The organism is Nostoc sp. ATCC 53789 (assembly GCF_009873495.1).
In the GTDB taxonomy this organism is placed as follows: Bacteria; Cyanobacteriota; Cyanobacteriia; order Cyanobacteriales; family Nostocaceae; genus Nostoc; species Nostoc muscorum_A.
This window is the reverse complement of record NZ_CP046703.1, coordinates 7204718-7223458: the sequence shown is the minus strand read 5'-3', so window position 1 is coordinate 7223458 and position 18741 is coordinate 7204718. Positions and strand designations below refer to the sequence as shown.

Sequence of the window (18741 nt, the reverse complement as noted above, 5' to 3'; positions counted from 1 at the left end):
TGGGAATTGGGAACTTGTACTGAGCGCAGTCGAAGTATTGGGCATGGGGCATTGATAAAGGACAAATGGCTAATGAATGACCTACTTAATTTATTCTATGCGCTGTAAACTGCCAGAGTGCTTTAACTGATACAAGGTAGCGTTGCCAGTGCAGAATAAGACTGTGGTGATTTCGGCGATTAATACTTCAGCAAGTTCCGCAACTGCTGTTTCTGATATTGCCGCTGCTTGCAAAAAAGGCATTGCTAAACCAGCTATATCTGCTCCCAAGGCGATCGCGGCTGCAACATCCAGTCCATGACGCAAACCTCCTGAAGCAATTAAGGGCACATTTGGAGCGATCGCTCTAATAGTTGTAATGCACTCTGCCGTCGGTAAACCCCAATCGGCAAAAGTCTTCCCTAATCGACGTTGTAAGGGATTTTCTGCCCGTTCGCTTTCTACCTTTGCCCAAGAAGTACCCCCTGCACCAGCGACATCAATTGCTGCTACTCCGGCGGCAATGAGTTTGTTGGCGATCGCTGCTGAAATGCCGTTACCAACTTCCTTTGCAATCACTGGTACTGGCAATTTTGAACACAATGTAGAAATCTTGTCAAGCAAACCCCGGAAATTAGTATCACCTTTGGGTTGAATACACTCTTGTAGAGGGTTAATGTGTAAAATTAGGGCATCAGCTTCTAAGATATCAACTACCCGCAGACATTCATCTAAGCCGTACTTGTAGTTAAGTTGCACAGCCCCCAGATTCGCAAATAGCAGGACATCGGGCGCATACTTGCGGACAGCAAAAGTATCAGCCACCTGGGGTTTTTCTACCGCTACTCGCTGGGAACCGACACCCATTGCAATTTTGTAATGTTGCGCGACTTGGGCCAAACGTTGATTAAGAATTGCGGCTTGTTCTGTTCCACCAGTCATGGAAGAAATTAACAAGGGTGCGCCAAGGTGTTTCCCCAAGAAAGCTGTACTGATATCAATATCGTCATGGTTCAGTTCGGGTAAGCAAGAATGGGTGAAACGATAACGTTCCAGTCCATTGGTGATTTGATGAGACTGAACATCTTCCTCTAAACAGATCCGAATGTGATCGGCTTTGCGATTCTGAGTTTGTGCAGAGATGTTGGTAGGGGCGTTCACTGGTGGGTATGGCTAAAAGTATTTGCTTGCGATCGCTATTGTTACATTGTCTGCAACCGTATTTTTATAACAAAAATATTTATTTTCCCTATCTTTAGGGTACGTTACGCTATTGATAACATATCCATTCCCTCATTTTATGAGTTAATTAATATGGTTTTACAAACAGAAAAGTGCTATTACACCCCAGAAGAATATTTGGAATTAGAAGAAAAAGCTGAATATAAAAATGAATACAGAGACGGAGAAATTATACCTGTGACAGAGGGAACAACCAACCACAACAAAATTGCACTTAATTTTTGTCGCAAGTTTCCCCTGACAGTACAAGGACAAGATTATGAGATTTACATAGGCGATGTGAAATTATCAATACCCCGTTATCGCCTTTATACTTATCCTGATATTATAGTCATCAAAGGTAAGCCTATTTATGAGGGAACAGGTACAACAATTATTACGAATCCCTTATTAATTGTTGAAGTCTTATCAAATTCAACTAAAAATTATGACAAAACAGATAAGTTTAAATATTATCGTTCAATTCCTGGTTTTCAAGAATATATTATGATTGACCAGTATAGTTGTGCTGTAGAACAATTTGCAAAGCAAGCAGAAGGACAATGGATTTTTAAAGAGTATGAAGGTGAAGATACAGTTTTAGTCTTAGATTCTATCGAATTTCAAATTACCTTGCGTGATATTTACGAACGGGTTAATTTTGAGTTGATTGAGGAATAAAACTCCCTCTTGCATCGTAAAGGGGGAAAATTCAAAGTCTCTTTCCTAGAAGGAGAGACATGAAGAAGAGAGGTTTTCCAGATACCGTGAAAAGTCAGACTTATTATTAGGCGACAAGGAGACGAGCAGTAATTGCATTCTGTTTGCTGGGGAGCCTAACTACTAAGGTGCGATCGTGCACTCAAAAGGTTACTCCAAGTAGGAAATGATGAAAATTTAACACTCATTAGCGCCAAAATCCTAACTGATAATTCTGCAATGCAAAAAGTCTGCGAAAAATTGGGCTTTCGTATCTATCCCACTGCTGATACTTCAGTCGTGAGAGCGGAAATTATAACTTGACGTGAAGCATAACGAATTCTGTTTTTCTTCCAAGCGATCACGTTCCTCGTTGGCTACCAACGGTAAAGTTATGCGGCGGCAAGTAGCCTCGAACTCTTACAGATAACCTCTGTCCCGTCCACATCAATGCAGGTGTTAAAACACTTAACATGCGCCAATAATCTTAAATTTCGTGTTTGAAACTATGAGCTTCCATTGAATAACTTTAGAATTAGATCACTTATCTGAAATTCTGAGGGTTCGTTTAGCTGCAATTTGGTGTCTTCTTGACTGATAAATAAGACAGACCCAGGAGGAAGATCGCAGTTCTTCGTCGTCAAAATGGGCGTTCCACGAGCATCAACAACAACGCCACATTTCCATAGTCGGAGTATCTTTGTAATGAAATTAGTCAGTGCATAAGCTGCAATAATACCTAAAATAACAACCTCAATTCCAGTTGCTCCACGTTGTTTAATCTCTTGAATCTCTTCTGCTCCAACCTCTTGTAAAACAGAAATAACCTCTTGCGAATCTTCATCCTGGAAGGAAACTTTAATATCTAATGCTTTACCCATTTTTTTATCCTCTTTATTTTTCAATCAGGTTGAAATGTATTCATCTTCTATGGCTTAACCTTGACCCTGAAACAGTGCTTAATTTTGAACAGTAAAGCTATACTGTATCTCCTTATTCCACATTGGTGATGGGCGAGTACCTTGCTGGTAAGAGATTACCAACAATGGGAAGCTGATCTCCCATAACCTCTGAAATAATGCTTCCGTCATACCACAAAGTTCTCTCGCCGCAGCAAGTCCGATTTCGGGCACATTTTGCTCTAACCAAATTCCTCGAAGATGCTCCCGACGAGAGAGTGGATCGGGATGCGTTTTGCTGATCCACTCCAACTTCTCAGGACCGAAGGCTAGTAACCCGATCGCACGGTAGAGAAAATTAAAAGCAATGAGCGCAAGTTCACATGCCCAATAGCCAATCGCCCAACTACCAAAATCCTCATGAGCCAGTGTGCTTATAAGTCCCAGGCTCAAAGCGTCCGCTTCGTACTCTTGCTGCCATGTAGGCGACTCGTCCAAGTGATGCTCATGGATATGCGCCAGCTCATGCGCTACTATGAATCGTTCCATATGGTTCAAGAGCGCAATAGATATAGGTAGGTTATGAATTGGCTCAGGGATCGGTAACGAAATTGCAATGGGGCTACCGCTAACCACGTAGGCGTAGAGCGAAGCGGCAAAGAATTCCGAAGCCTGGAAAGGTATGGTGTATTTTCGTGCCAGATTCATTAGTGCTGAGTCGTTACTCAACTGTTTTATCGAGAGCGGGGGTGTAGCCCAGGCGGTCAATTTTGCGAAGTCATACAAGAGCCGAAATAAACCGTGATTAAAGAACATGATTGGAGTACCCGTCTTTGGTTCTTCCACGATGCGTGCATTTACGTCACCTGAGGGCAGCGTAGCCAGGAAGGGTCTCGGAGTGAAAGGCTTTCCCCTTTCGGTGAGTTCCTTTTGAAGCAGGTCAAATGTTATCGTCATCGCTGGGTAGAAATAAGGATCCTCGTAAATCGTAGGCAATCCAAGGGAAAGATAACGATCCTGAAGAGCAACAGGCATTGGACGCTGTGATATATGTTCGTAGGCTTTTACGGGGTCGGAACCCAGTCCTAGTGCAAGAGCCAAGCGACGGTACTCTTGTTCTTGCTCTTGTTGAACAAATTTTCGTATTTTAGGATCCCACTCTTGAGCTTCCTTAAAAGAGGATTGATCATTGCTCATGCTGACTAAACACCTCCAAGCAGTGGTGCCTATGCAGATTTACTCTAAGATATGCATTTTATTCATGTAAGTACCCTCTGGAGTTCTTGTATGCATTGAGATTACAGCAGAGGAAAAATGTACCATTAAAAGCCGTTCTGCTACAGGTCTTGCGGTCTAACTATTTATTATGGGGAAAGCTCCATATAATCTTTTTATTGATAAAGATAAATAGAGCATTACAGCCCCTTTCTGTGTAATCATCCTTCACAAGCGGATTATACGGAATTATTCCATATATATTTTAGTGTTATCAAAAATGTTGCTGCATAACATCATTATTTAGATAGAGTATTAAACAGAATTTTTCTGTATAATACGCTATGCAACAGCGTCCGAAAAAGCTGCTCAAACTTTAGTTGATTTTGCCATTGATGATGATGTTGTAAGAACGACAAGCGCAAGTGCTGCAATTACTGATTAAGGAGCGATAGGTGACGTGCAATGGATCAAGTTTTTAATAATCCAGAAATTGATAATATGCTTCAAGCGCTTGAAGATGGTATTTATGTCTTTGAATTGAAATTGTTATGTGGGGGTTATGCCTATTTTTCAACTTTTACTGCTTGGGTTGGATTTGGTAAATCGCAAAGAGAAATTAGAAAACCAGATTTGGTAAATATTAAACACTTTTATGATGCCTTGAAAGAATTAGGACACTTCAAGAGTAAAAGTTTTTTTCAGAAGGGTTTGGTTATCGGCAGTGAAGAGTAATATGAAAAATGGCTGTATCGTAAAGGATGGGGCTTTTTCACCAAGCAAGGGCTAACACAATATTTGAGTGAACAGCCGAAACTACTAATGCTAAATTCGAGGTCATTTGCTATTGCTCAACTGTGCTGTTAAACCCAATCCTCAAGTCATAAGTCATTTCCCAATATCAACTTTCTGTCGCCAGCCAAGTATGCAAAAATTTATCTTTTAAACTTCTCGATTTGCTGCTGAAAATAGTCTCGCCAACCTGTAGGTAAAGCCTCAACTTGTACAGCGCGGTGTAACAGTTCTAGGTCGTGTGTTTCCCGTGCATAAAGTCGGGTAATATCAGCAACAGTGACATTATTTGAGTCTCGACTGATTAACGACAAAGTATCACCATTTCCGACTTGACCCTCTTGCAGCACTGAAAAGTAGAACCCAGTTAGGCGGCTATCTAAAAACTGTTTAACTATATCTGCACGTCCAAACTTGATTAAGAGTTTATAACAAGGCATTCGAGGTTGAGTCACCATTACCTCTGCGCTACCGATTCGAAAGCGATCGCCAATATTAACCTCATCTTCTAACAGCCCAACCGTAGTAAGGTTTTCACCAAACATTCCCCAGGGCAAATCCATGTCAGGTAACTTGCGCCGCCAATAGTCATAATGCTCGAATGGATAAGCATAAACTGCTTTGTCTTTCCCCCCGTGGACACTCAAATCAGCTTGTCTATCCCCATCTAAATTGAGCGATCGCATCATCACTTGTCCCTCAACTGGTTCTTTAAAAATCCCAGTTGTAACTGTTTTGCCCTTCCAAAGCACTTCACGGGGAAGTCCTACGTTGACAGAGATAACTTGCACAATTTAATATCTCCTCTAATAAAATTTTGTACCGATATTAAGCCTGATAGATAATATGCTTGATATTACTTGATTATCAGAGGAATTTATTAAATATCTAACACCAATTTTGCCGTTCCAGGTTGAGAAATACAAATCAACACCGAACCCTTATCAGTTGTTGCAGTTGGTTCTTCTTGGTAAGCAACTGCGATCGCTCGTTGGCGTTCCATTACCTGTTGAGGAAGGAGTGATTGGGGTTCTGCACGTTGGTAACTTCAAATCCCACAATTTTACTGAGCGCGATGTACAGCAATTACAACTTATTGCACATCGTCTTGGGTTGATAATAGCAGATGCCAGACTTTAAACTTCGAGGGCGATGCGATCGCTGCATCTATGCGAAATTTGGTGTACAGGGCTGAAACTTGTCATTACCAAACGTATTGTCAATGCTCATGGTGAAGAATTATCCATTGAATCTGACACTGTGATCGGTACTAAAGTGAGTGTTCAATTACCTCTAGTTGTTCTTGGGAGCCTGTAAATGGATGGTATTTTTGACGGCTGGAGCAAATGAAGACAGAAGCTAAAAAGTTGACTGCTCTAATTCCTTGACAAATTAGTGGAGACTTTGGTATTACAAAGAAAGTGGTGATGAAACTCGCCTTCTGGAAAAACCAGAGAACCGCCCTCACGGCTGATAGTTTCTAGTTCAACGCTACATTAACCTTCTGTCAAAAGATAGGTAACTAGAGCTAAGAATTATCAGCCAAGATGAGGTAAGTAAGGTGGGTAAAATTTTTTATAGAGTTATCAAAATAAGGCTAGAAACTCTCAAGAGTCTATTTTTAGAAAGACCCAGAGCAGCTTTAAATCAGGCTGATGGAGTATCTCTAATAATTAAGGTAATCAAAGATTGCTGCTTTAACAATAAAATTTTACTGAGTTACTTTCAAGCGAATATCAAAAAACACTTCAATATTGTCACATTCAAACTAGCAGAATTACTAGAGAACTCTCTTGCACAGAAGTCGTTGCTTAAAAGCTCAGAGAGTCAGTTAGTATTGAATCTTGTAAAGCAGAAATACATATTTGTAATACCAATTTTCTATAATCTCGCAACAGATCAATCTCCGCGTCTGCGTGTAAGAGCGTCATTATCCGTAGCCATCTTTTGGAGAATTGGTATAACTAGCATAAAACCAGCAAATAATTTATCTGTTTTTAAAGTTATTAGGAAGATTTATTTAGTTTTAAAAAATAGTCAATTGATTGATGAAATTTTAGCTCGTTCTAGACTATATCAATCAGCAAATTTTATTAGCTGATTTTTGGGATATCTACTTCGGTTCATAAAGAGATAAAGCTAAACTTACAAAAATTAAGGTAATTTAAATATGAATAAATTACGCCAATTAGAGCAGCTAATTGCCTTACCTCAACTCAGTAAATGGTTAATCATCTCCTTTGTAGTTGGTATTATTTCCGGAATAGGTTCTGCTGCGCTTTTGGCATCATTGGAATGGTCAACAAATTGGCGAGAATCTCATCTTTGGATAATTGCATTATTACCACTGGGCGGCCTCTTAAGCGGTTGGATTTATCATCGGTTTGGCAAACAAGTAGAGGCAGGAAATAATCTTTTACTTGAAGAAATTCATAACCCCAAAGATATTATTCCCTTGCGGATGGCTCCTTTAGTTTTGTTAGGTACAGACCTAACTCATTTATTTGGGGGTTCAGCCGGGCGTGAAGGTACAGCTTTACAAATAGCAGCTTCACTCGCAGATCGGTTGACAAAGATATTCCACTTCAAACACGCAGATCGGCGAATTTTATTAATGGCTGGTTTAAGTGGAGGATTTGCTTCAGTTTTTGGGACTCCCTTAGCTGGAACCATCTTTGGTTTAGAAGTTTTAGCTATTGGTAAAATCCAACACGATGCACTTTTTCCCTGTTTAATTGCAGCAGTCGTAGGCGATCGCGTTACCTTAATGTTGGGTTTACACCATACAGCATATCGTCACGCCCCCGTTGTCCCCACAGTCACAGTCATGGGGCTGATTTCAGCAATTGTCGCTGGTGCAATCTTTGGAATTGTAGCGATGATTTTTGCCAAGCTGACTCACAAAATCAACCACATTTTTAAAGAAAAAATCTCCTACCCTCCTTTACGCCCTGCCATCGGCGGCTTAATTGTGGCATTGGCTGTTTGGGCAGTCGGAACTACAAAATACATTGGACTGGGTATTCCTACAATTGTTGATGCTTTTAACACCCAGTTACCACCGTGGGATTTTGCTGAGAAAATAGCTTTCACCGCTCTAACTTTGGGAGCAGGTTTTAAAGGAGGAGAAGTAACCCCTCTATTTTATATTGGTGCAACATTAGGCAATGCTTTGTCCTTAATATTGGCGCTACCTACACCTTTACTTGCAGGCATGGGATTTGTAGCTGTCTTTGGTGGAGCAGCAAATACACCAATAGCCTCAACTTTTATGGGAATTGAACTGTTTGGTTTAGAATCAGGAGTCTTTATTGGTATCGCTTGTGTGGCGAGCTATATTTTTTCTGGTCACGCTGGCATCTATAACGCACAACGCCTTGGCTCAGGCAAGTACCATTTTATGCCTGTGCAAGAAGAACGAAGTTTGGCTACCCAAGTCCTAGAACCTGCTAGGACTGGGGAAAAAAAGATTGAAAAAGAAATTCATTTATTCAATGATCTGCATTTTTGGGGATTTGTACACCAAAGAGAAGAAATTGAAATGCACAATTTGACAGTTTTGCGTTTGTATTTTCACTCTGGAACTCGCGTACCCCAAAAAACATTTTGGCAAAAATTAACAGCCCCCACTCTCACTTATTATTTAGCCTCCCGTGCCAAAGCTTTTGGGATTGAGCAAGTTGTAGTACACCGAGTTTCGGTGGGATTTTTAAAAGGAGATCATTTGCACCATGACCATCATGAATTTCCTCATCATAAACTCCCTCAATGCCTGGAATTAGTTGATCAAGAGGATAAGCTGCGACGTTTTCTAGATGAACATATCGATGAACTCAAAGAAGTAAGAGTTGTTTTATTACGATGTGAGGAATTATTACCGTGATAGCTGAACCCTTGGTTTGGGACAGCATTTCCTTATAATTTTATCGAACAGAATTCAGGAGTCAGGAGTCAGAATGGGCTAAACGCCCCGCTACCGCTAACAGAATGAATTCTGTGCGAGTGGCGGATAGCGCAGCGTAAAGCCTTCTCTACGAGAGGCTGCGCCAACGGCATGGCTTCGCTTAAAGCGAGTCCACGTTCGCGCAGCGTCTCGTAGAGAGCGTCTGAATAGCCGGGTTTAAGACCCCCACTAAATCTACGATTTGGTGGTCTTTAATCAGTCGCGGGTCTGAATCCCCGACTGATTTATTCTGACTCCTGTTAGCGGTAGCGGGGCGTTTAGCCCATTCTGACTTCTGAATTCTTCTTCAATTTTTTGTCAACTATTTTACTAAACTGCCTCTCTAGTACTATTGACGCGTATAACGATGTTTCACCCCAATAGGGAAATATTCCGCATCCCCCATTGGTGCTAATGTAACCTGTGGTGTTTGATATTCTGCGGGAACATAATTAGCAAACTCGCTATTTAGACGTAGCAGTTGTGAAAGAATAGAAGATGCGATCGCAAGTCTTCGATCTTCACTACCCTCTACCCCTGCTCCTAACTCCACAACCACAGATAAAAATCGATTTTTATCTGCATCTTCCTTCACCTGCAACACGAATTTACCAGTCACCCATTCTTGAATTCCTGGTTGCTCTAATCCCACCGTCACATTTTCGGGATAGATATTTGCGCCAAAGTAAGAAACTGTAAAGTTAGAACGCCCGAAGACATAAACGAAAGGTAGCTGATGAATACCTCTAGGTAATTCTTGAGTGTCAGAACGCAGATTTTCGAGCGGATTAAACCCCCATTCTGCTAAAAATTGCAGCATGGCATCATAACTAATTATCCCGCCAGTATCTAAGATGTCATAACGTACTAAGGGAATACCGTTATCTCCTGAAAATAACAATCCGCCATCGTGAACTTCAAAAAAGCGAGTGAAGGGATCGTATTGTACTAGCGTGGGTAAACGCGATTCTCCAAATAAAGCTCTAGCTGCATCGGGATTTATTGCCAAAAAACGGCGAATGCAGATACTTAAAGGTGTTTCATTACCCAAAACTCCCGCATCCGCAGTGCCGTAAAGTGATGCAAAATCATAGCAAGGATTTTGGGAACCAACTCTTTCGCCAACTAAACTCCGCCATTCTTCACTAAATACTTCTCCCGCCATCACCAATTTAATCTGATATTTCTGCCACTCCACACCACGAGCGATACCAGTATCAATTACATCTTTTAAAAATGGCGGGTATCCCAACAACACCACTTGTTCAAATTCTGAACCTAGTTCTTGGACAACTCGCAAAATCTCATCTTTGTTGTTACCAGGAGTAATTACGGTGATGAGATAACCTTTGCTAGCAAGATAACGACAGCAATTAGTGGTAAACATCCCACCTACCCAAGTGCCTAAAGTGAAACAAATCACTGCTAGGGTACGTCTAGTATCTGAATGAAAACTATCGTGAAAAATTTGTTCAAAGCGTGTGGCGATTTGGAGTTCATCTGTGAAAAAACGAGGCCAAAATGTCGGTTTACCACTAGAACCTGATGAAGCGGCGATCATATCGCACCCTTCTAGTTGTCCGTTGTGGCACAAGTCAGCTAAGGGATAACGCAGTATATAATTTTGTTTAGCGATCGCTGGGAGTTTTTGAAACTCCTCCAAGGTTTGAATAGTCGCAGGATTAATTTCCCTTTCAGCTAAAAAAGCTTTGTAGGCAGGTACATTAGCCGCCACATCATGAAATAAAGTTAAAGCTGCCGAAGTTTGAGTGTTAAGATGCCGTTGCAATATCGTTTCTAGGGGGGTAGATAAAAAATCTTCAAATGCTTTAATTACTCGCTGCTGTCGTGGTATGGAGTTCATGACGCTTGTTGTTTATCCTGAAAATGAACCAACACCGTTAAAATAATTCGTAATGACGCTCGAAGACTCGCTACCGCTTCGCTAACGTAATTCGTAATTCGTAATGACGCTCTTACGCCGCTAACGTAATTCGTAGGATATCCGAAAATGAGGATATGCGCGTTGTAGTCATCCAATAAAACATTAATTTATCCTTCAGCACCATGCAACTCTATTGCAGTAGACAACACACAAATAATGGTAGTAACCGCTTTTGTACCCATTGTGGTGAACCATTACCTCTTGCTGTGGGACAGGTTGTGGATAATCGCTATCAAATTATCCGTCATTTAGGGCAGGGCGGCTTTGGACGCACCTATTTGGCAGAGGATATAAGTCAATCCCATCGAACCTGTGTGCTGAAGGAATTTGCACCCCAAGTACAAGAACATCAAGATTTACAAAAAGCTAAAGAGTTATTTGAGCGAGAAGCCAATGTTCTAAAAAAACTCCAGCATCCACAGATTCCGCGTTTTCACGCCTCGCTACAAGTGAAAATAGGTACTAAAGATTTTTTCTTTCTAGTACAAGATTATGTAGATGGTGACAATTACTACCAATTATTAGAACAACGCGAGAGCCAAGGAAAGACTTTCAGTGAAGAGGAAGTAATCACCCTACTGCAACAGATTTTACCTGTATTAGCCTACATCCACTCACAAGATGTTGTTCACCGTGATATCTCTCCCGATAATTTAATTTGGCGGCGTTCTGATAATCTACCCGTGCTGATTGATTTTGGTGGTGTCAAGCAATTGCCAGCTTCTCAAGGTTTTTGGCAGACTAAGTTGGTGGGAAATAATACTTTGCTGGGTAAAAAAGGCTACGCTCCAGAAGAGCAGCTACGGCAAGGGAAAGCATTTTTTAGTAGTGATTTATACTCTTTGGCAGTTACATCACTGGTGTTGCTTACAGGGCAAGAACCGCAAAAATTATACGACAGCTACCAGGGAATTTGGGGCTGGGGAAAACAAATCCGAGTTAGTCCCAAACTGGAAGCGGTGTTAAAAAAGATGGTAGCTTATAAACCGAGCGATCGCTATCAACGAGCCGAGCAAATCCTCAAAGATTTACCATCATCAAGTGCGACTAAATCAACTGGCAATTCGATTACCAGCAAGATTAAGACGATGGTAGTTGCTCCGGGAAGACAACGCGCCAGTGCGATTGTGAGTAGATTTCAGAACAGAACGCAAGCGATCTCCAAACCGATATCTTTCCCTCTTTGGATTCGTCCTTTTATGATGAGTTTAGGGGGAACAGCTTTAGTTGTCTTAACCGGCGCAGGTGCTTGGGGAGTAGTAAATGCCGTCATCCGCAGCGTATCTTCAATTACCATCCCATCAATTTCATTACCGCAAATTCCCCAGTTCCCAAGCGGTAAACCAGGTGGCGAAAAAGGAAAAAACCCTAATCTCCAAGAAATTATCAATCGTCGCCAACAGCTAGAAATTACTGAAGGATTTTTTATTCCCTTCGTAGATGATTTATTTTATACAAAAAAACCAGAATTAAAGGGACGTAGCCTGACATCTAAACCTGAAGATGCTGGTTTACGAGATGAATGGTCTGGTATTGCTGACGATTTATTGAATAAAATAGAACAGGCAAAGCTCAGTACAGAATCTCGTCAAAAATTAGGTAAATATAGTCAAAAAGATTACGATACATGGAGGCGACAAGCGCGATCCGGCCAATTGGGGAACTATACACTTGATCAGCTGACCAAAGACACAAATGAAAAATTTGATCGGTTGTTTCCTGGTCAGGAGCGTGGGAAACTGAATCAAAAGACCTTCGGTCAAATTTGGTATGCGATCGCAGCCGATCAAGTCAGTAAAGTACAATCTGGCAAGTAAGGAGACTGGCGACTAGGGAAGAATAACAAATAACAAATGACAAATGACCAATGACAAATGACCAAAATATATTGTTATAAAGGACATGAAAATTCCCCAAGTAGTCGCTTTTGTCTCCAGTGTGGTGAAAAATTGTCGGGTGCGCCCATGAGTTATAGTATCCAACCGGGACTAACTTTAGGCGATCGCTATGTAATTGTGCGTCAAATTGGCCAAGGTGGCTTTGGACGGACTTATTTAGCCGAAGATGTCAACCGTTTCCGCGAACTTTGTGTTTTAAAAGAATTTTCCCCCCAAGTTCAAACCGCTTACGTTGTTCAAAAAGCAGAAGAACTGTTTGAGAGAGAAGCGAGTGTTCTCTATAAACTGCAACATCCGCAAATTCCCCGCTTCCGGGAACTGCTGCGGCTAAACTTAGGCGGCAAGGAATATCTGTTTTTGGTGCAAGATTATGTAGAAGGGGAAACTTACAATTCTTTGTTAAATGCGCGGTTACAACAAGGTTTGCGCTTTACAGAGGCAGAAGTACGCCAATTGTTGCAGCAAATTTTGCCAGTGTTAGAATACATCCACTCACTGGGAGTAATTCATCGAGATATTTCTCCAGATAACTTAATGCTTCGCACTGTTGACAAACTGCCAGTTTTAATTGACTTTGGCGGTGTCAAACAAGTAGTAGCAACCGTAGCTTCCGAATATTACCAACCCGGCATGGTTGCATCTTCCCCATCACCCACCTTATTAGGTAAGGTTGGATTTGCACCCCCAGAACAGATGCAAACTGGGTTAGTATCTCCTCACAGCGACTTATATGCTTTAGCTGCAACAATGTTGGTTTTACTGACAGGGAAACAGCCCCAAGAATTAATTGATACCTATAATTTAACCTGGCAGTGGCGACGGGAAGTAAACGTGAGTCCGATTTTGGCACAGGTCTTAGATAAAATGCTATCTGCCAGACCAAGCGATCGCTATCAATCAGTTCGCCAAGTAATCGAAGCCCTCAACCCGCCCCCAGCTAACTTTCCCCCAACTCAATATCCCACCCCACCACAACCCACATCCGCCACCGTCGCCGTCTCCCCACCTCCCCCATCCTTCTCATCGCCCCCCTCTCCCTCTTCTTGGTGGACACCAACAAAAATCTTTCTAGTGGCGGCGGTGGTAGCTGGTAGTGTTGGATTAATTTGGTGGGGAGTGAATAGCAGCCGCAACGATATCGGGGGAGTTCAACCTACTCCCACAGCTAGCCCAACTCCAACCAGTAACCAACCAACCGATCCTTTAGCGCAATATTCACCCGCAGAACGGCAACGCAAAGAAAAATTAAACGATCGCCGTCAACAGTTGGGGATTAACTCTAACTTCTATGTGAACTTGGTGAATCAAGTTTTTTGGGACAGAAACCCCAGTGTACGCGGGCGCACTCTCAGCGATGGGACTGAAGATGAGGGTTTGCGGGCAGAATGGGATAAAACAGCCTCAGAATTGCTGGAAAAACTAGCACCCCTGAGTTCCAACACCCGCCGACAACTGGGAACTTATACAAGCGCTGAACGCGATCGCTGGAAAGTAGAAGTCAACAAAATCAACGTTGGTAGTCGTTCTTTGTATGATTTGGGAGACGCTGCATTTTTAAGTGTATTCCCTGAACAGCGTGGTAAAGATTTCCGAGATCAGCCCATTGGACAAGTTTGGTACGGTTTTGTTAGCGATAAACTCAGTGCGATCCTCTCCGGTAGCGCTTTCCAGAAACTTGTCTTTGATCCGGGCGCTACTGGCAAAACAGTCAGTGGTAATCTTCAACCTGGTAGTGGCAAAGTATTTATTGCTGGACTTGCTAAAAATCAATCTCTGGAATTGAAACTAGAAGCAAATTCCCAAGTTTTATTATCAGTCTATTCACCCTCTGGCAAAATCCAATTCTTAGAAGATTCTACCAAGCGCATTTTATCAACTAAATTACCAGAAAACGGATTTTACGAGTTTGTCGTGGTTTCCACAGCATCGAAACCAGTAGACTATGAACTCACCGTTACAGCAGAAAATCCCACTCCTCCCCCATCGCCAACACCTACGCCTGAACCTACACCCACGGAAACATCCACGCCTGAACCTACACCTACACCTACTTCCACAGAAACCCCCACACCTGAATCTACACCTACGCCTAGTGCTGAGGTGACTCCCCAGAAGAATTAAAAATATCGGGGAAATCCAATTAGATAAGTTGATTCGCTAAAACCTTGCAATCCCACTCCTTAAAGGGGTGGGGGTGTCAAAATCCACCAGAAAACAATTTACCAACTTGCGCCAAATCGATATTTCCACCACTGATGATGACACCAATCCTCGACTCTGGTGCTGTCACCACACCTTCGAGTAAGGCTGCTGCTGCAAGTACTCCTGTGGGTTCAACGACAATTTTCAGACGTTCCCATAAGAAAAACATGGTGCGAAGAATCGCTTCTTCAGATACCGTCACCATATCATCAACGTAATGCAGCACTAAGGGGAAAGTAATTTTACCAAGGCTAGGAGTCCGCGCACCATCGGCGATGGTATCAGGATTCTTGACAGTTTGCAGGGTTTTGGTGTGAAAAGAGCGGGTAGCATCATCGGCGAGTGCTGGTTCTACTCCAATTACTTTACAATTGGGTAAAAGTGACTTAGCTGCGATCGCACATCCTGAAAGTAATCCGCCACCGCCACAACAAACTAATAGCAAATCCAATTCGCCAACCTCTTGAATCAGTTCTAAAGCAGTTGTCCCCTGTCCAGCGACTACATGGGGATGATCGTAAGGGGGAATGAGTGTCAAAGAGCTATCATCTGCTAGATTTTGGGCTAATTCTTCTCGGTTTGTTTCTTGGCGATTGTATAAAATTATCTCTGCACCATAGCCACGAGTCGCAGTTTGTTTGACAATGGGTGCATCATCAGGCATGACAATAGTGGTGGGAATATTGAGGATTTTTCCAGCTAGAGCGATCGCTTGGGCATGATTTCCTGATGAATAGGTGAGAACGCCTGTTTGTTTTTGTGCTACCGATAGTTGCGCTAAAGCATTGTACGCCCCTCTAAATTTAAATGCCCCGGTGCGTTGAAAGTTTTCGCATTTAAAGAATACTTGGCTATTGGTGCGATCGTTAACCATTCTAGAAGTTAGCACAGGCGTGCGATGGGCAATTCCCAAAATTCGCTCTTGTGCTGCTTGCACATCAGTTATAGTAACGGAATTAGGTTGTGACATTAATGACAAAATTAAATATTTTTGCTCTTGTTTATATAGATACAGATTTTTATATTTACGTCTCTTATGCTTGATTGAAGCATACTCGTTTCAGGTAGATAGCATCATTTATTGTCTGCATAAAAATAGCTACCGCAAACATTATATATTGTTGTAGCTAAATTTATAAAACTTAAATTAATTAACTCACATTCGCCATTTTTCTAGCATGAATAAAACATCTGAAAGTCGGCAAAAAAAAACTGCTCTAATTACAGGAGCGGCTAGTGGGATAGGCTATCAATTAACCCAGATTTTTGCTCGTCATGGTTATAATCTGGTGTTAGTGGATAAGAATGAACAAAAACTTACAGAAATCATAAATGAATTTCCGCAAAAATTTGGAATTTTTGTGAAAGTTTTGACTAAGGATTTATCTATCCCAACATCTCCAGAAGAAATTTTTAGAGAACTCCAGCAAGAATCGATCAAAATTGATGTGCTGGTTAACAATGCTGGCTTTGGTACTTATGGAGCATTTAGCGAAACAGACCTCAGTATTGAACTGCAAATGCTCCAGGTAAATATGGTGACATTGACACATTTAACAAAGTTATTTCTCAAGGATATGGTTGAGCAAGACTATGGAAAAATATTAAATGTCGCCTCAGCAGCAGCTTTTCAACCGGGGCCTCTAATGGCGGTTTATTTTGCTACTAAAGCCTATGTCTTATCATTTTCAGAAGCGATCGCTAATGAATTAGAGGGTACTGGTGTTAGCGTTACTGTTCTTTGTCCCGGCCCAACAGCATCAGAATTCCAACAAACTGCTGCAATGGAAGATTCCAAAATTGCTAACGTTAACAGAATGATGGATACGGAAACTGTTGCTAAGATTGGTTATCGGGGTTTAATGAAAAATAAAACTGTTGTTGTTCCTGGGATGAGAAATAAAATATTGACCGAAAGCGTCAGATTTACACCCAGAAATCTAGTAACAAAGGTTGTGAGAAGTATGCACGAACTCCAAAAAAATAGGTAGCTCGATATTTTATCCTTTTTCAACTAAATCGCCAGAGTTAGTTTCTTCATACAACAAATTGCACAAGGGCATCTACCAAAAACCAGATGTATTAGCCATCTAACAACTAATAATTTAAGTCTAGCTATTATTTATTACTATCCTAGGGATGCTCAATTCCCTGACTCTAGTAAGATGTTTCTTCATTGTCTCAACCGTTATTATATTGATTAAATAGAAATAAAAGTTGATGAACTGAGGTAAGTAATGGCAATTAAATTGAAAGTTCCAGATATTAAAGGTGATGAGTGCGCCAAGAAAATAACTAAATCTATTTTGACGATGGAATCTGATGCCAAAGTAGATGTGAATGTTGATGCTAAAACCGTAACTGTAGATACTGCGGCTTCTGAAGAGTCGATTAAACAGATAGTTCAATCTGCTGGTTATACGATAGAAGGCTATTAATTACTTTATCTAAATCTCCTCAGAAATTTAGATGAAATAATTTAGTTTGCACAATTGCTTTGTTACATATTCGCCCGGTTTACGGGCGGAATATTTCAACTAAAGTTATAAGCTGCAACACATAAGTATCTAGGCATAAATAAATTTATTGTTTGTAGTAAGGACTTTAGTCCTGATAATCCTTGCTCTGAGCGATAAATCGCTCACTACAAACTAAGAGTTTATTTTATATTTAATTATGTCTACCTACTTACAGCTAAAGACCGGAGGATTTTGAAAGTATTGCTATATATTTGTTTGTTCTAACAAAATTGTTAAAATTCCCAGTGCTAGTTTTCAAGAGCGGATTAACATTGGGTCATAAATCTGAAATTCCTGAATTCCATAATTGCCTACAATAAAGCTAGCCTGTTCAAGCTCATTGTCTGTGCCGCTAACGATGAGTATGTAATTTCCTTGCTCAATTTGCTCGTTGTAAAAGCGTGCCCAATCATCCGCTATTCCTAGCCTCATCGCGTCAAAGCGCTCACTTAAATTAATACCAGTTAACCCAATAAATTGAGAAAGGTCTTTGCAAATTAAAGACATCTGATTTGCTGAAAACCCTGTGATATACATATCGTTAATTGCAGCTTTAGCATTCTCTATGTTATCGAAGCAACTAACAGCATATTTGCTCAAAATCCCACTTTTATTAGGAATGGTAGTAGTAGAATTTGGAGATAATTGCTCAATACTTATAGGTTCGTAAATGCCAAATTCTTCAATACCCCAACGCTGTAGAATTGCTTCTACTTTAGCAATTTCAAAAGATGTACAATCCACGATTATGAAATAGTGTCCATGCTCTACTCGCTCGTTATATGATCTAGCTTGTTCTTCTGATATTCCCCAACCAACTAATGCACCAGCAAAAGTCCCAGTAGCAGCACCAATACTTGCACCAACAAGGGTTGTAACCAAAGCAGTTGCAGCTGCGCCAGCCAGCATTATTGGCCCAACTCCAGGGATTGCTAAAGTCCCAAGACCTACTAATAAACCAGTCAATCCACCAACAGCGCCCCCTGAAAGACCTCCTACTGTTGCACCTTCGTCAGCTTTATCACCAGTGCGCTCTTTAATTTCATCCTCGGTAATTTCATGATTGCGGTCTGCATTCTGTACAACTACAGATACTTTGTCCATCGCCAAGCCAGAATCTCTCAACTCATGTAGCGCCTGTTCTGCATCTCGACGATGAGTAAATACGCCCACAGCACGTTGATATTGACTTAAAACCATTATTACTCCTTGGTAGCAGGGGAAATTAATTCCCCACAAATTTAGTTTTTTATTACCTTGTAATCTTAAATACAATTTTATTTAACTCGGAACTATCCTAAGTAATAAAAATTATTATGGTTAAGGCAAGAGACGCGCTAACCCTGCGTCTCTACAATAATCAGTCTTTCGTGCTAATGAAAACCCGACCAACGGATTCTTTTGTTTAAAAAATCTGTTGATCGGGTTT

17 protein-coding genes and 1 riboswitch are annotated in these 18741 nt (G+C 41.2%); of the genes, 9 read left to right on the top strand and 8 right to left on the bottom strand.

Going from position 1 to position 18741, the window contains the following annotated elements; translation table 11 throughout:
• Positions 1 to 90 precede the first annotated feature (90 nt).
• Complete coding sequence (gene fni / locus GJB62_RS29790) at positions 91 to 1140, bottom strand: type 2 isopentenyl-diphosphate Delta-isomerase (RefSeq protein WP_114080629.1); 1050 nt, start codon at positions 1138 to 1140, stop codon at positions 91 to 93.
• 153 nt (positions 1141 to 1293) lie between these two features.
• Between fni and GJB62_RS29785 the strand changes: the two genes are divergently transcribed.
• Positions 1294 to 1881 (top strand): Uma2 family endonuclease, encoded by a 588-nt coding sequence (locus GJB62_RS29785; RefSeq protein WP_114080630.1) that lies wholly within the window; start codon positions 1294 to 1296, stop codon positions 1879 to 1881.
• 524 nt (positions 1882 to 2405) lie between these two features.
• On the opposite strand, the gene GJB62_RS29780 is transcribed toward GJB62_RS29785, so the two are convergent.
• Together GJB62_RS29780 and GJB62_RS29775 are read right to left on the bottom strand one after the other, a co-directional pair.
• Positions 2406 to 2780, bottom strand: a complete 375-nt coding sequence (locus GJB62_RS29780; RefSeq protein ID WP_114080631.1) for a hypothetical protein — start codon at positions 2778 to 2780, stop codon at positions 2406 to 2408.
• 78 nt (positions 2781 to 2858) lie between these two features.
• Positions 2859 to 3995: a hypothetical protein gene (locus GJB62_RS29775; protein WP_114080632.1), complete on the bottom strand. Its 1137-nt coding sequence runs from the start codon at positions 3993 to 3995 to the stop codon at positions 2859 to 2861.
• 483 nt (positions 3996 to 4478) lie between these two features.
• Between GJB62_RS29775 and GJB62_RS29770 the strand changes: the two genes are divergently transcribed.
• Positions 4479 to 4748: a hypothetical protein gene (locus GJB62_RS29770; RefSeq protein WP_114080633.1), complete on the top strand. Its 270-nt coding sequence runs from the start codon at positions 4479 to 4481 to the stop codon at positions 4746 to 4748.
• 200 nt (positions 4749 to 4948) lie between these two features.
• On the opposite strand, the gene GJB62_RS29765 is transcribed toward GJB62_RS29770, so the two are convergent.
• Together GJB62_RS29765 and GJB62_RS38100 are read right to left on the bottom strand one after the other, a co-directional pair.
• Positions 4949 to 5596, bottom strand: a complete 648-nt coding sequence (locus tag GJB62_RS29765) for an MOSC domain-containing protein (protein ID WP_114080634.1) — start codon at positions 5594 to 5596, stop codon at positions 4949 to 4951.
• A gap of 89 nt (positions 5597 to 5685) precedes the next feature.
• Positions 5686 to 5808 (bottom strand): hypothetical protein, encoded by a 123-nt coding sequence (locus GJB62_RS38100; RefSeq protein ID WP_256874618.1) that lies wholly within the window; start codon positions 5806 to 5808, stop codon positions 5686 to 5688.
• Here GJB62_RS38100 and GJB62_RS29760 point away from each other — a divergent pair.
• The 3 genes from GJB62_RS29760 (at position 5754) to GJB62_RS29750 (ending at position 8688) form a co-directional block, all read left to right on the top strand.
• Positions 5754 to 5945, top strand: coding sequence for a GAF domain-containing protein (locus GJB62_RS29760; RefSeq protein ID WP_348537534.1), 192 nt, complete (start codon positions 5754 to 5756; stop codon positions 5943 to 5945). The two genes, GJB62_RS38100 and GJB62_RS29760, sit on opposite strands and share 55 nt — an antisense overlap.
• Before the next feature lie 274 nt (positions 5946 to 6219).
• Positions 6220 to 6295: riboswitch (Fluoride riboswitch) on the top strand.
• A 71-nt stretch (positions 6296 to 6366) separates the two neighbouring features.
• Positions 6367 to 6906, top strand: coding sequence for a hypothetical protein (locus GJB62_RS29755; RefSeq protein ID WP_114080636.1), 540 nt, complete (start codon positions 6367 to 6369; stop codon positions 6904 to 6906).
• 69 nt (positions 6907 to 6975) lie between these two features.
• Complete coding sequence (locus tag GJB62_RS29750) at positions 6976 to 8688, top strand: DUF190 domain-containing protein (RefSeq protein ID WP_159402610.1); 1713 nt, start codon at positions 6976 to 6978, stop codon at positions 8686 to 8688.
• A 409-nt stretch (positions 8689 to 9097) separates the two neighbouring features.
• On the opposite strand, the gene GJB62_RS29745 is transcribed toward GJB62_RS29750, so the two are convergent.
• On the bottom strand, positions 9098 to 10612 hold the full coding sequence (locus GJB62_RS29745; protein WP_159402609.1) for a phenylacetate--CoA ligase family protein: 1515 nt from the start codon (positions 10610 to 10612) through the stop codon (positions 9098 to 9100).
• 203 nt (positions 10613 to 10815) lie between these two features.
• Between GJB62_RS29745 and GJB62_RS29740 the strand changes: the two genes are divergently transcribed.
• Positions 10816 to 12510: a serine/threonine-protein kinase gene (locus GJB62_RS29740; protein ID WP_114080637.1), complete on the top strand. Its 1695-nt coding sequence runs from the start codon at positions 10816 to 10818 to the stop codon at positions 12508 to 12510.
• A gap of 57 nt (positions 12511 to 12567) precedes the next feature.
• Positions 12568 to 14712 carry a serine/threonine-protein kinase gene (locus GJB62_RS29735; RefSeq protein WP_114080638.1) on the top strand — a complete coding sequence of 715 codons (2145 nt, stop codon included), beginning with the start codon at positions 12568 to 12570 and terminating at the stop codon, positions 14710 to 14712.
• Between the two features lie 76 nt (positions 14713 to 14788).
• Here GJB62_RS29735 and GJB62_RS29730 read toward each other — a convergent pair whose 3' ends face one another.
• Positions 14789 to 15763, bottom strand: a complete 975-nt coding sequence (locus GJB62_RS29730) for a threo-3-hydroxy-L-aspartate ammonia-lyase (RefSeq protein ID WP_114080639.1) — start codon at positions 15761 to 15763, stop codon at positions 14789 to 14791.
• 208 nt (positions 15764 to 15971) lie between these two features.
• On the opposite strand from GJB62_RS29730, the gene GJB62_RS29725 reads away from it, so the two are divergent.
• Positions 15972 to 16784 carry an SDR family oxidoreductase gene (locus GJB62_RS29725; protein WP_114080640.1) on the top strand — a complete coding sequence of 271 codons (813 nt, stop codon included), beginning with the start codon at positions 15972 to 15974 and terminating at the stop codon, positions 16782 to 16784.
• 246 nt (positions 16785 to 17030) lie between these two features.
• The gene (locus GJB62_RS29720; protein ID WP_114080641.1) at positions 17031 to 17231 is read left to right on the top strand and encodes a heavy-metal-associated domain-containing protein; all 201 of its coding nucleotides are present in this window, start codon (positions 17031 to 17033) and stop codon (positions 17229 to 17231) included.
• Positions 17232 to 17567: 336 nt separating this feature from the next.
• Here the strand turns inward: GJB62_RS29720 and GJB62_RS29715 are convergent, their stop codons facing one another.
• Positions 17568 to 18512: a general stress protein gene (locus tag GJB62_RS29715; RefSeq protein ID WP_114080642.1), complete on the bottom strand. Its 945-nt coding sequence runs from the start codon at positions 18510 to 18512 to the stop codon at positions 17568 to 17570.
• Positions 18513 to 18741 lie beyond the last annotated feature (229 nt).